The organism is Ammoniphilus soli, from assembly GCF_040813775.1.
Window position 1 is genome coordinate 88,262 of record NZ_JBEGDL010000010.1, and the last position, 12,685, is coordinate 100,946.

11 protein-coding genes and 1 pseudogene are annotated in these 12,685 nt (G+C 43.6%); 10 read left to right on the forward strand and 2 right to left on the reverse strand.

What is annotated here, in order from left to right:
* Nucleotides 1-173 precede the first annotated feature (173 nt).
* Nucleotides 174-914 (forward strand): annotated as a pseudogene (locus ABLT31_RS19360) (ethanolamine ammonia-lyase reactivating factor EutA).
* 796 nt (nt 915-1,710) lie between these two features.
* On the opposite strand, the gene kynB reads toward ABLT31_RS19360, so the two are convergent.
* Together kynB and ABLT31_RS19370 are read right to left on the reverse strand one after the other, a co-directional pair.
* The gene (gene kynB / locus ABLT31_RS19365; RefSeq protein ID WP_367754660.1) at nt 1,711-2,331 is read right to left on the reverse strand and encodes an arylformamidase; all 621 of its coding nucleotides are present in this window, start codon (nt 2,329-2,331) and stop codon (nt 1,711-1,713) included.
* Between the two features lie 19 nt (nt 2,332-2,350).
* On the reverse strand, nt 2,351-3,466 hold the full coding sequence (locus ABLT31_RS19370; protein WP_367754662.1) for an aminopeptidase: 1,116 nt from the start codon (nt 3,464-3,466) through the stop codon (nt 2,351-2,353).
* 170 nt (nt 3,467-3,636) lie between these two features.
* Between ABLT31_RS19370 and ABLT31_RS19375 the strand changes: the two genes are divergently transcribed.
* From ABLT31_RS19375 to ABLT31_RS19415, 9 genes are all read left to right on the forward strand, one after another.
* A complete protein-coding gene (locus ABLT31_RS19375) occupies nt 3,637-3,870 on the forward strand; it encodes a hypothetical protein (protein ID WP_367754664.1) in 234 nt (77 codons plus the stop codon).
* Nucleotides 3,871-3,933: 63 nt separating this feature from the next.
* Nucleotides 3,934-4,314: a VanZ family protein gene (locus tag ABLT31_RS19380; protein WP_367754666.1), complete on the forward strand. Its 381-nt coding sequence runs from the start codon at nt 3,934-3,936 to the stop codon at nt 4,312-4,314.
* Nucleotides 4,315-4,618: 304 nt separating this feature from the next.
* Complete coding sequence (locus ABLT31_RS19385; RefSeq protein WP_367754668.1) at nt 4,619-6,226, forward strand: peptide-binding protein; 1,608 nt, start codon at nt 4,619-4,621, stop codon at nt 6,224-6,226.
* A gap of 93 nt (nt 6,227-6,319) precedes the next feature.
* Nucleotides 6,320-7,273, forward strand: coding sequence for an ABC transporter permease (locus ABLT31_RS19390; RefSeq protein WP_367754916.1), 954 nt, complete (start codon nt 6,320-6,322; stop codon nt 7,271-7,273).
* A 30-nt stretch (nt 7,274-7,303) separates the two neighbouring features.
* Entirely contained in the window at nt 7,304-8,197 is an 894-nt protein-coding gene (opp4C, locus tag ABLT31_RS19395) for an oligopeptide ABC transporter permease (RefSeq protein ID WP_462976513.1), read from the forward strand.
* Nucleotides 8,198-8,371: 174 nt separating this feature from the next.
* Nucleotides 8,372-9,370, forward strand: coding sequence for an aldolase catalytic domain-containing protein (locus ABLT31_RS19400; protein ID WP_367754670.1), 999 nt, complete (start codon nt 8,372-8,374; stop codon nt 9,368-9,370).
* 183 nt (nt 9,371-9,553) lie between these two features.
* Nucleotides 9,554-10,633 (forward strand): bifunctional 3-deoxy-7-phosphoheptulonate synthase/chorismate mutase, encoded by a 1,080-nt coding sequence (locus ABLT31_RS19405; RefSeq protein ID WP_367754672.1) that lies wholly within the window; start codon nt 9,554-9,556, stop codon nt 10,631-10,633.
* A 298-nt stretch (nt 10,634-10,931) separates the two neighbouring features.
* The gene (ccpA, locus tag ABLT31_RS19410; protein WP_367754674.1) at nt 10,932-11,942 is read left to right on the forward strand and encodes a catabolite control protein A; all 1,011 of its coding nucleotides are present in this window, start codon (nt 10,932-10,934) and stop codon (nt 11,940-11,942) included.
* Nucleotides 11,943-11,962: 20 nt separating this feature from the next.
* The gene (locus tag ABLT31_RS19415) at nt 11,963-12,652 is read left to right on the forward strand and encodes a 5'-methylthioadenosine/adenosylhomocysteine nucleosidase (RefSeq protein ID WP_367754676.1); all 690 of its coding nucleotides are present in this window, start codon (nt 11,963-11,965) and stop codon (nt 12,650-12,652) included.
* The last annotated feature ends 33 nt before the right edge of the window (nt 12,653-12,685 follow it).

A 12,685-nucleotide genomic window follows, 5' to 3' on the forward strand; every position in this document is an offset into this window, starting at 1 on the left:
CTGCCTCATTTTTTTTGATGAATGTTGGATAAAACCATAGAGTTGTCCGCCTTGAACCTGGAGCCGTCTATATCGGTAAACAAATTGGGGTTTCTCTGGAACTGGGGAGTGTGGAGGACCCTGCCGTGGTGGAGCGGATGACGGAGTGGATGGCGTAAGCCATACTTGATATCCTGCAAAATGATAGACTGCCACATCACTTAGAAAAGCTTTATTTAACTTCACCATTACAACATGTGGATAATATAAAAGGAGTTATGTTCTCAGGCGGTGTAGGAGAATATATTTACGGCAGAGAGGAACGTTCATTTGGAGATTTAGGCAAAAACTTAGGACAAGCTCTCATGCTGAAAGGGGCAATGGGGAAGATCCTTTGGCCGTTACTTCCTGCAGGAGAATGCATCCGAGCGACTGTCGTAGGAGCCTCGGAATTTAGTGTCCAAGTCAGCGGCAATACCCTATACCTGTCGAATGAAGGCTTAGTGCCTCGAAAAAATCTCCAGGTATTAAAGCCATCCTATGAATTGAGAGGGGACATAGACTCCAATCGTCTATCAAAATCGATAGCTGAACAATATGAAGCCTTTGATCTAGTAGAAGGAGAGTCAGAAGTAGCATTGGCCTTCCTTTGGCATGGAGAACCTTCGTATGAGAGGATTTCAGCATTTGCCAAGGGATTGGCAGAAGGGCTGCCAAAAACGATTTAAAGCAAGAAGCCCATCTATATTGTATTGGATGGAGATATCGCCCGAACAGTAGGATCTATACTTAAGGAAGAGTTTGAAGTGAGGAATGAGATTCTATCCATTGACGGGATTACGTTACAGAATTTTGATTTTATTGACATCGGGCAAATGCTGCAGCCCTTCGGAACGATTCCAGTTACGGTGAAATCCTTGATATTTCAATTGTAACATATGTCCCAAAAGCTAGTCCAACCCCATGACTTAATGGAAAAACTCCACTTATTTTAAAAATGAAGAAGAACAATAAAGGGATAGTTGGAAAAAGTCCACCTATCATCGAAAAGACGCTCCAAAATGGAGTCGATTTCGTGATTAGTGGTACAAATTCCAACTATTTCATTTAAAATCTTATAAAGTTTTATTGTAAGTGGAGATTTTCCAACTACTCTCACCTTCGCGTCAAGAAGTATGGCTTCGTGGTGTCTCACAATCTTTAATAGTAGGCAATGGCCTTGTGGAATAGCCAAAAAAGAGCATTACCAGCCCGCTTGCCCAGAAAATTGCGGAAACTCCAGCCAGACCGCCAAGTCCGCCGAAAAGTAAAGGCAGCGCAAATTGAGAAACACGGTTTACAGTAATTCGAACCCCAAAGGTGTTCACCGTCTTTTCTGGAAGTAAGATAATAATAAGTAAACAGTAGCATAGATGGATAATGAAAGGAACACTTACGCTGCATATAACAGAACCTTTGGATAGAAGAGGGTGTCCCAAAAAGTCAGTAAAACCGATTATTTAGAATAGCCTCCTTTTTTGGGGGATAGGCCCATCGATGAGAGGAAAGCCAACCCTAATCGTTAACGCAAACTCACGATTTTTGAAAAATACTCCCAAACAGGTTCACTTTGATTACGAAATGGCGGTCGAAACTCCTGAAGCTGTAGCTATTTTAGATAACTAGCGGATTTTCCCAAAAGAAAAAAGGCTAGACCCAAAACTCTTTTGGGACAGCCTTAAACTGCTGACTTTATAGTGTTCGCAAAACGGCTCTTACAGGACTTCCGTCTGCTTCCTCTAGGGGAAGGGGAAGGGCAATAAGCTCATAAACTCCCTCTTTGATTCCGCTAAGCACAGTGCCTTCTAAAATGTGAATCTGATTGGCCAATAAGGCGTGGTGCGCGTCTAACTCATTACTTTCCATGGGATCGACGGAAGGTACATCTAAACCGATTAGTTGAATCCCCCTTTCTTTTAAGAAGGGAGCAATATCTGGCCTGAGATAGCAAAATTTCACAGGGAAGCGTGTAGGATCTTCCCATGAATCCGTACGGATGAGTACTCGTTTTACCCCTGAAAAATCATAGTGGGCAAGCTCTGCCGCACCTATGGATTCTTGGTTTGGGATGTGGACGAGCTTTGCTGTACCTACATAGAGGTTTAGATCTAGCTCTATCACTTTCTTCCCATTAGAATCAAAGTGATAGGGCGCATCAATATGGGTTCCGGTGTGGGTGCTCATTTGAAGTTGCCCGACATTCACTGACCCGCTTTCTTCTTTTGTCCAGGTTAATTGAAAGGAAAAAGGGGTGTCACCCGGCCATACCGGCACCCCCGTATATAATCGCTGAGAGATATCAATAAGACTCATGGCATGAACGTTCCCTTCATTACTTTAAGTTCTCCGGATTAAGGGCCTCGAGTTCGGGGAGAACAAAACGTCCATCTTTTCGAATTAATACGTCATCAAAGTAAATTTCACCGCCGCCGTATTCTGGTCGCTGAATGAGCACCATATCCCAGTGGATGGCAGACTGATTTCCGTTATAGGCTTCGTCATAGCATTGGCCAGGGGTAAAATGAATGCTGCCATGAATCTTTTCATCAAAGAGGATATCGCCAAATGCTTTCTCAATAAAGGGGTTAACCCCGATAGCGAACTCTCCGATATATCGGGCTCCTTCATCGGTATCAAAGATTTTATTAATGCGGTCGCTGTCATTGGCTGTCGCTTCGATTATTTTTCCGCCTTCAAAACGCAATGTTACATTTTCAAAGACAAAGCCATTATACGGGCTTGGCGTGTTATAAGAAATGACTCCATTCACCGATTCCCGCACAGGAGCAGTATAGACTTCGCCATCCGGAATATTCAATTCACCGTCACACTTGATGGCCGGGATATCCTTAATGGAGAAGGTTAAGTCTGTTTCTTTGCCTGTAATTCTCACTTTATCGGTTCGGTTCATAAGCGTTACCAAAGAATCCATTGCTGTGGACATCCTTTGATAATCCATCGTACAAACGTCAAAATAAAATTCCTCAAACGCTTCCGTGCTCATTTTAGAAAGCTGAGCCATAGCCGGATTCGGATATCTTAAAACGACCCATTTGGTTTTTTTTACGCGTATAGTGGAATGAACTCTATGGTTGTATATGGTATTGTATAGCTTCATGTTTTCTTCGGGGACATCTGCCGTTTCATAAATATTGTGTCCCCCGCGAATCCCGATATAGGCCTGCATCATCTCCATTTGCTTCGCATCATATTCAGCCCATGTTCGAATCTGTTCCTCGGAAGCATTCATGAGCAGCTCTCTCGTCACCTGATGGTCACGCAGGTTAACAAAAGGATGTCCGCCTGCTTTATGTACGAAACGAACGATGGTCTTAATCAAGGCATTATCAATACCGAATGCTTCAATTAATACATGTTCCCCTTTTTGAACTTTTGTCGAATAATTAACTAGGACATCCGCCAATTTTTCTAAACGGGAATCAATCATATCCAATGCCTCCAATTCGTTTTTATGATTTATTTTAACTTTTATATACGAAAAAACCAATAATTTCTATCTGCTGACTATTGCGATTATCTTTTGAAAATTCGGTTTGGGGTTTCCTAATTCTGGTTATACTGTTTTTAGAAGTACACCTTCTAAGGAGGCAAAACGGTATGATGCAAGCTGGTCGTGACTTTAATGAAGAAAACTCACCTATTTTTTCTATAAGTGTCGGACAGACCTTTAAGCCCTATGTATGGAAAGCAAGCCATGACATGGATTTCCGTTCAGAATGCTTATATTGCGATTCTGAGGTGCTAAAGGGCTACATGGTAGAGGACGAGTACGGCAACTCGGGCAGAATTGCCACATGTCCCTATTGTGACCGCGTAAACGCAAAATATTAGATACTGGTCGTAAAAGGCCTCTTCGTGTAAAATGGTAGAAGTGTACGAGGAGGTCTTTTATCTATGCATTATTGGTGGAGATGGCTGCCTTCCTTCGGATGGATGGGAGTCATTTTTTATCTCTCGGCCCGTTCGGGAAGTGAGCTTCAAGGGATGTTTCCCTTCTTTGACAGCTTTAATTTTGGGCACGTGATTGCTTACTTTATCTTAGCCGTACTATTTTATTGGGCTCTTCTCCCTTTTCAGCGGAAGGGGAAATGGGATATTCGAATTATAGCCATTTTATTGTGTTTTGTTTATGGACTAACCGATGAGTGGCATCAGTCATTTGTTCCTGGCAGAATGCCTGACGTTTTGGACATTGTCAATGACATCATCGGCGCGACGCTCGGTATGCTAGCCGTGACCCTTATTCAAAAATTACGCCTAAAGAGGTTGTCGTAAAATCCAACTATTTTGTGACAAGGAACCAAATATACTCTATGGCGTATACCCTCTCCAACCCTTACTGTGATTTAATCTGAAGTAGGGGGATTTAAAAGAATTTAGGGGAGGTTCATTCCATGGATGCACAAACCATTACAATGGCTGGCCTGATCGGTTCGATGGCCATTCCGGTTGTTCTAATTACATTATTGTTTGTTAAAGCAAGAAAAAAACCTAGCCAGAACTAAAAGAAACTGACCCATCGGGTCAGTTTTTATTTTATTCAAAAAGGGCAAAATGGGAGAAAAAGGAGTGGTGAAGTGTGCGGACACAGCCTTTTTTCTCTCTATTGGTAATTTTAATAGCCCTTACTTTGGTAGCTGAATCCCATGTTTCTTCTGTAGCGCAAGTAGATTCCCCGAAACAAGAAACCGTCAAACAGCATCTCATTGTGGGCACCATCGGTTCGCCTTCTCTAATCAATCCATATTTCTCTGCGGATGCCTCAAGCGGTCAGGTAGAAGCCTTGCTCTTTAACGGACTTGTCCGCTATGATCCGAAGCTTAACCCGATCCCAGATCTGGCAGATCGCTGGGAAGTATCGGAGGATGGCATTCATTGGACCTTCCACTTGAAGAAAGGAGTCTTATTTCATGACGGGGTAGAGATGACTTCTAAGGATGTGGTGTTTTCTTACAATCTCCCCCGAAGCCCAGGTTATACGGGACCAAGAGGCTCTGACTTTGAAAAAATTAAACATATTGAGGCGCTAGACCGTTATACGGTCAGATTTGTTTTGAAAGAGCCTTATGCACCTTTTCTCAACACCTGTGCTTATGCGATTCTTCCTTCTCATCTGTTGGGGCATGTGCCCATTGACAAGCTTGCCGAACAGCCCTTTAACACGAAAGAGCCTGTCGGTACAGGGCCTTATCGCTTCCACACATGGAAAGATGGCGAGTATGTCCAGTTAGAAGCTTTTGACCGCTACTTCCATGGAGCAGCCAATATTAAACACCTTTACTTCCGGATTATTCCAGATCAAAATGCGCAATTCATTCAATTGCAATCCGGCGGTATTGATGTCATGGGAATTCCGGCAACCGATTTGGCTGTTGGAAGACTTTTTGAAAAGCAGGGAAAAGTGAAGCTTCAGTCCAGCCCCTCCTTATCTTATACCTATATCGGATATAATCTGAAACATCCTTTTTTCCAAGATGCTCGCGTAAGGCAAGCGTTAACTTATGCTTTAGATCGCCAGCAAATGGTGGACATTGTCTTGGAAGGGGAGGGTCAGGTAGCCCACACGCATGGATCTCCACTCAGTTGGGCTTATGCTGAAGGCGTGCCTCGTTTTCCGTATGATCCGGATAAAGCAAAGCAGTTGTTGGCTGAAGCCGGCTGGACGGATAGCGATGGGGACGGGATCCTGGATAGGGATGGAGAAAAGTTTTCTTTTGTCCTGCTAACGAATCAAGGGAATAAAATTCGTGAAATGGTGGCGCAAATCGTCCAAGAACAGTGGGCCAAAGTAGGCGTGGAGGTCAAGCCCCGCCTCATGGAGTGGAGTGCTTTTATCAATGACTACGTGGAGACGAAGAAATTTGATGCCGTGATTCTTGGCTGGTCTCTTGGAGTGGATCCAGACCCGACTGCCATCTGGCATAGCAAAGAGATAGACAAGGGGTTGAATTTCATCTCCTATCAGAATGAAGAAATCGATCGCTTGCTGGAACAAAATACAGCAGCCATTGATCCTTCCAAACGAAAAGAAATTCTTGTGAAATTCCAACAAAGGATTGCAAAGGAACAACCTTATACTTTTTTATACTATTCAAATGGGATAACGGCTTACCCCATCAATCTGGATGGGGTAGTAGAGCATCCGGCTGGGGGCTTTTATAACATTCAGCAATGGCGTTATCGATAAGGAAGCCTAATCGGGCTTCCTTTTTTTCTTCTAAACAAGCCCTGCAAAACATATGTTAAGTTACAAATGTATTGTGGGGGAGTAGTGAGAGAATTGCAGATTTATATCATGAAGCGTTTGCTGCAAGCTGTCCCCTTGTTATTGGGGATTACACTAATATCTTTTTTTCTCATGTACTTGGCTCCTGGTGGACCAACTGACCTCATGATGGATCCTAAAATTAAGCCGGAAGATAAAGAAAAAATGATGATTGCCCTTGGGTTGGATCAACCGGCATGGGTTCAATATTTGCGATGGCTAGGTCATTTTATTCAGGGAGATTTAGGAACTTCTTTTATCCGGAAGGTCCCTGTTGCTGATTTGATCCTGGAACGACTGCCTCAAACCCTGCTGCTCATGGGAGCCTCTTTTTTATTTGCCGCCGCGTTGTCGATTCCCTTAGGAATTCTGGCTGCTCGCCGCAAAAACACATGGATTGATTACACGTCTACTTTTTTCGCTTTCCTTGGACTAGCTACACCCAACTTTTGGCTAGGCATCTTATTAATTATGGTTTTTTCCGTTTATATGAATCTTTTGCCCGCAGGTGGCATTCGAGGATTTATGGAAGGAGGGGGAGGGGCTTGGGATACCCTTCGCCACTTGATTCTTCCTGCACTCACCCTAGGGACAGCAGATATGGCTGGACTGACAAGATATACCCGATCCAGCATGCTGGAGGTATTGGGGCAGCAATATATGACCACAGCTCGAGCAAAAGGTTTGAATGAGTGGATTGTCGTCTACAAGCATGGCTTAAGAAATGGCCTCATCCCCATCATTACGGTATTTGGGTTAAGCTTGCCCTCGTTTTTTGGAGGAGCCGTGATTGTCGAGAAAATTTTTTCGTATCCTGGAATCGGACTGCTCTTTTTGGATGCGGTTTTTCAGCGGGATTATCCGGTGATTATGGCTATTACCACTATCTCCGCAATTTTAGTGGTGATTGGAAATCTTGTAGCGGATATCCTCTATGCCGTCCTCGATCCAAGAATCGAATACAAGTAATTGGCATGCGAATAAAGGAGAGGAAGCCTCATGCAGAAGCTTTCATTGGAAGAGTTTATGCGTCGTGATCAAAGCGCAGTTCAAATCGGTATGCGAAGGCTTATTTTACGGAAGTTTTTCAAAAACCGGTTAGCCGTCCTAGGAGGTATTACGCTTCTATTGATTATTCTAGCTGCTCTATGCGCCCCCTTCCTGACACCTTATCATCCTGCGGAACAAAACCTTCTTCAGCGGTTGCAGCCTCCTTCCTGGAGTCATTTGCTCGGAACGGATGAATACGGCAGGGACATTTTGACCCGGCTGTTATATGGGGCTAGAGTATCCCTGCTGGTGGGGCTGTCATCCGTTTCCGGAGCGATTTTTATCGGGACTCTTATAGGCGCTCTGGCAGGTTACTACGGGGGATGGATGGACAATGTCCTGATGCGTATCGTCGATTTATTCAATTCTTTTCCTTCGATATTTCTCTTAATTACGATTGTCACTCTTCTGGAACCCAATCTGACAAACATTGTAGCGGTTTTTATTCTCCTGGGTTGGACAGGGACGGCTCGGCTCGTTCGCGGAGAATATCTCAAGTTGAAAGAAGAGGAATATGTCTGGGCAGCCAGAAGCTTAGGGATGTCTAATATGCGAATCATGTTCATTCATATTTTGCCGAATGCCATCGCTCCCATTATTGTGGCCGCGACACTCGGTGTCGGCGGAGTGATTCTAGCAGAGTCCGGTTTGAGCTTCCTGGGACTCGGAATCCAGCCCCCGACCCCAAGCTGGGGGAATATGCTGCAAGGAGCGCAGAGTTTATCCATTATGGTATTGGCTCCCTGGTACCCCTTGTTTCCAGGCCTCATGATCCTCCTTACAGTCCTGTCGTTTAACTTTATAGGCGATGGGCTTCGCGATGCATTTGATCCAAAGGGGTAAATTTTTATATACTGTCAGATATAATGAGGAATGCTTAAATTTTCTTGGAATTCAATTAGAAATGTTTTGCAATCCGTCATATCCTCCGATATAATATAAAACAAAACTAAACACTTCAACGCATACACGCTTTAAAGTGAAAGTGGACGGTGAAGAGGAAGAGGAGGAAGACAAGTGAGCAAGAAGAGAACGACAGCTAAAATTGTCGATTGTACCATTCGAGATGGAGGTCTGGTGAATAATTGGGATTTTAGCATCGAGTTTGTAAGAGATGTCTACAAATCTTTGAGTGCTGCTGGCGTTGACTATATGGAGATCGGTTATAAAAACTCTCCTAAACTGTTGAAGGCTGACAACGTAGGTCCTTGGAGATTTTTAGATGAAGAGCTTTTAAGAAAAACTATTGGAGAAAAGTCCCATACGAAGCTTTCCGCCCTTGTCGATATCGGCAGAGTGGACGAGAATGACATCTTGCCGCGCAGCGAGAGTTATCTTGATATGATTCGTGTGGCTTGCTATATAAAGGAAGTAGACAAAGCGATCGAGTTAATCGAAAAGTTCCACAACCTAGGCTATGAAACCACCATTAATATTATGGCTGTATCTAATGCTACGGAGGTTGCGATCTCAAATGCATTAGACTTGGTGAACGAAAGCCCAGTAGATGTAGTTTACATTGTGGACTCCTTTGGCAGTCTCTATGGCTCGGACATCGAGTACTTAGTAAGCAAATTCCAAAAGCACGTACCAAACAAGGAATTGGGTATTCATACGCATAACAACCTACAGCTTGCCTTTGCTAATACAATTGCTGCCGAAGCTAAAGGGGTTACGTATTTGGATGCTTCCCTCTTTGGAATGGGGAGAGCCGCAGGGAACTGCCCAACCGAGCTGTTGGTAAATTACTTGCCAAACCCTAAGTATGATGTTCGCTCCATCATGGGTGTACTGGAAAGACGATTGATTCCATTAAGAGAACAAGTGGAATGGGGCTATATCATTCCTTATACGATTGCTGGCATGCTGAATGAACATCCTCGTGTGGCTATGGCGCTGCGAAACAGCGAAGACAAAGATAAATACGTGGATTTCTATGATAAATTAACTTCTGTGGAAAGCTTACCTGATCTAAGTTCCTCCAAGGCAAAATCGGATACAAAAGTCACTTCTTAAGAATGAAGGGGGAGGGCGTCCAATAAGTATGAATGTACTATCAAAGGGCGTCCTTCTTTTATCCTCGGGAATTTTGGGGACCGATTTAGGCGAATACGGCATATTAATGACAAAATATTAAGAATAGGATATAATGCATCATAATATTTCGATTTCAGACAAAATAAACGAGGTGGAGAGAGAATGAGTAACGATCAGTTAGAGAATTTAAGGTCACAATTGGATCAGTTAAACCTGCAAATCCTGGACCTTTTGAATCAGCGGGCAGCCCTTTCGCAAGAAATTGGGAAAGTGAAGTTGGCTCAGGGGATAAACAAATTTGATCCCGAGCGAGAGAGATTTATGTTGAATCAGATTACGGAGAATAATCAAGGACCTTTTACTGACAGTACAGTACAATATTTATTTAAACAGATCTTTAAAGCATCTTTAGATTTGCAGAAGGTAAGCAGCCAGAAAACATTGCTCGTTAGCCGAAAGAAAAAAGAAGAGGATACGATCGTTGAAGTTGGCTCTGTAAAAGTAGGGGTAGCTGGAGAACCCTTGCTCATCGCAGGTCCATGCTCGGTTGAAAGCACGGAACAGGTTCGTGAAGTCGCTAAAACTCTTCAAGCTCAAGGGATCAAAATGCTTCGCGGGGGAGCTTATAAGCCTCGTACTTCCCCTTACGATTTCCAAGGGCTTGGGGTAGAAGGCTTGAAGATTTTAAGAAAAGTTGGAGATGAGTTCGGTCTAAAGGTCATCAGCGAGATCGTAACGCCAGCTGACATAGAAGTCGCGACGGAATATTTGGATGTTATCCAAATCGGGGCACGCAATATGCAAAACTTTGAGCTTCTCAAGGCTGCGGGAAAAGTGAAGACTCCTATTCTTCTTAAACGAGGCTTGTCGGCTACCATTGAAGAATTTATTTATGCAGCAGAATATATCTTAGCTAACGGTAACAACAATGTCATGCTATGTGAGCGAGGAATTCGCACCTACGAAAAGGCAACTCGAAATACCCTCGACATTTCCGCAGTACCCATCTTAAAGCAGGAAACTCACCTGCCAGTGTTTGTGGATGTTACCCATTCCACCGGTCGTCGCGACCTCTTATTGCCAACAGCTAGAGCGGCATTGGCTATTGGAGCGGATGGCGTAATGGTGGAAGTGCATCCGGATCCAGAAACAGCTTTATCTGATGCAAAACAGCAGCTAAGCATCCCACAATTTAATGAGTTTCTGGCTCAATTGAAAGATACAAAAATGGCATCTATATAACAAAAAGGCGCGGGGATCTTCCAGAGATCCTCGCTTTTTTATTTTTTTCGCTCAATGAAAACACTTTCATTCCATGCATGTTTAGAAGGTCTTCAGTTAAGACTAACTATAATTATAAAATTATGGTGAATTCAAATTCATGCCCCACCCCGTGGGACAATCTTCGTCTTTAAAAAAAACGACGAATTCTTGAAAAAACCTTTGAAAACGAATTGCATGGTGGAGAAATTTGTCGTATGATATCAATAAAATTATGAAAATATGAAAACCAAATATTGGATATTAAGGAGGGTTTTTTATGCCCATTACGATTTATGATGTAGCCAGAGAAGCAGGAGTGTCCATGGCCACTGTTTCCCGTGTGGTTAACGGTAATCCGAATGTTAAGCCGACGACAAGAAAAAAAGTACTTGGTGCAATCGAACGCTTAGGTTATCGCCCAAATGCTGTTGCACGCGGTTTGGCAAGCAAAAAAACGACTACGGTTGGAGTAGTCATTCCAGACATTGCTAGCGCCTTTTTTGCCGAGCTTGCAAGAGGAATCGACGATATAGCCAGCATGTATAAATATAACATTATTCTGTGCGATTCAGATCAACGGCTGGAAAAGGAAGTACATCTTATAAACACATTGTTGGAAAAGCAAGTAGATGGCATCGTGTTCATGGGACGGGAAATTTCAGATGAGCATTTACAGGTCTTTAATACTTCTTCCGTTCCTGTCGTATTAGCCGGTACTAAGGAAAGTTCGGAGGAGCACCCTTCTGTTAATATCGACCATCGACAAGCAGGTTATGATGCAACGATGCGGCTGATTCAAGGGGGACATCAGAGAATTGCCATGGTCACAGGACCTTTCCAAGATCCTTTGGCGGGAGTGGAACGTTTTGAAGGATATCGCCAGGCTTTGACTGATTCAGGAATTTCTTTCAGGCAGGATTATGTCATTAGCGGAAAGCTTTCTTATGAAGCGGGATTGGAAGCTGCCCAAGCGTTTATGTCTTTAGAAGAGCCGCCTACGGCTATTTTTTCCGCGAGTGATGAAACGGCCGTCGGGGTAATCCATGGAATGCAGGATATGGGGAAAAGTGTACCACAAGATATGGAAGTCATCGGATTTGATAATATCCGTTTATCCGAGATGGTCCGGCCGAAGCTGACCACAGTCGTGCAGCCCATGTATGACCTTGGTGCCGTAGCTATGCGCTTACTAACTAAATTCATGAATAATGAAAAAGTAGATAACCATATCGTTGTTCTGCCGCATCGAATTGAGGAACGACAATCAACAAGGCCTATAGAACAGTAAGCGCTAGAGGAGGGCAGACCATGATTGGAATCATTGGAGCGATGGATGAAGAAATTCAGCTTTATAAAGAAGGCATGCAAGACATTACGGAAAAAACAACGGCTGGGATTACCTATTATACCGGCAAACTAAAAGATAAAGAAGTTGTTTTATGCAAATGCGGGGTCGGGAAGGTAAATGCCAGTATCTGCACCCAGATCCTGATCGACCATTTCGATGTAAAAGAAGTCATTTTTACAGGGGTTGCAGGTGCTCTAAATCCGGATTTAGAGATTGGTGATATCGTTGTATCCAGCGATTGCCAATACCACGACATGGATGTAACCCCCTTAGGATTTAAGAAAGGGGAAATCCCTTTTTCCGCGAAATCCATTTTTCGTGCAGATGATCGATTAGTTCAGCTTGCCGTTAAGGCAAGCCAAGAAGTGGTGGAAGGGAAAACGATCATTGGTCGAATTCTTTCAGGGGATCAATTTGTAGCAAGCCGTGATACGGTAAAAGCCCTCCACGAGGAAATGCAGGGTGATTGCACGGAAATGGAAGGGGCAGCTGTTGCCCATGTTTGCGATGCAAACCAAATTCCTTTCGTCATTGTAAGAGCAATGTCCGACAAGGCAGACGGTTCCGCTCATATCAATTTTCCTGAATTTACTGTGTTGGCTTCTAAAAGATCCTATGAAATGGTTTCACGCATGCTGCCTAATCTGTAGTATTGTTATAAGGGACGGTTCAAAACCTGTCCC

Bases quoted from the DNA above. Each gene is read 5' to 3' on its own strand.
- kynB (WP_367754660.1), bottom strand. From the start codon at position 2,331: ATGAGTCTTATTGATATCTCTCAGCGATTATATACGGGGGTGCCGGTA.
- ABLT31_RS19370 (WP_367754662.1), bottom strand. From the start codon at position 3,466: ATGATTGATTCCCGTTTAGAAAAATTGGCGGATGTCCTAGTTAATTAT.
- ABLT31_RS19375 (WP_367754664.1), top strand. From the start codon at position 3,637: ATGATGCAAGCTGGTCGTGACTTTAATGAAGAAAACTCACCTATTTTT.
- ABLT31_RS19380 (WP_367754666.1), top strand. From the start codon at position 3,934: ATGCATTATTGGTGGAGATGGCTGCCTTCCTTCGGATGGATGGGAGTC.
- opp4C (WP_462976513.1), top strand. From the start codon at position 7,304: ATGCAGAAGCTTTCATTGGAAGAGTTTATGCGTCGTGATCAAAGCGCA.
- ABLT31_RS19405 (WP_367754672.1), top strand. From the start codon at position 9,554: ATGAGTAACGATCAGTTAGAGAATTTAAGGTCACAATTGGATCAGTTA.
- ccpA (WP_367754674.1), top strand. From the start codon at position 10,932: ATGCCCATTACGATTTATGATGTAGCCAGAGAAGCAGGAGTGTCCATG.
- ABLT31_RS19415 (WP_367754676.1), top strand. From the start codon at position 11,963: ATGATTGGAATCATTGGAGCGATGGATGAAGAAATTCAGCTTTATAAA.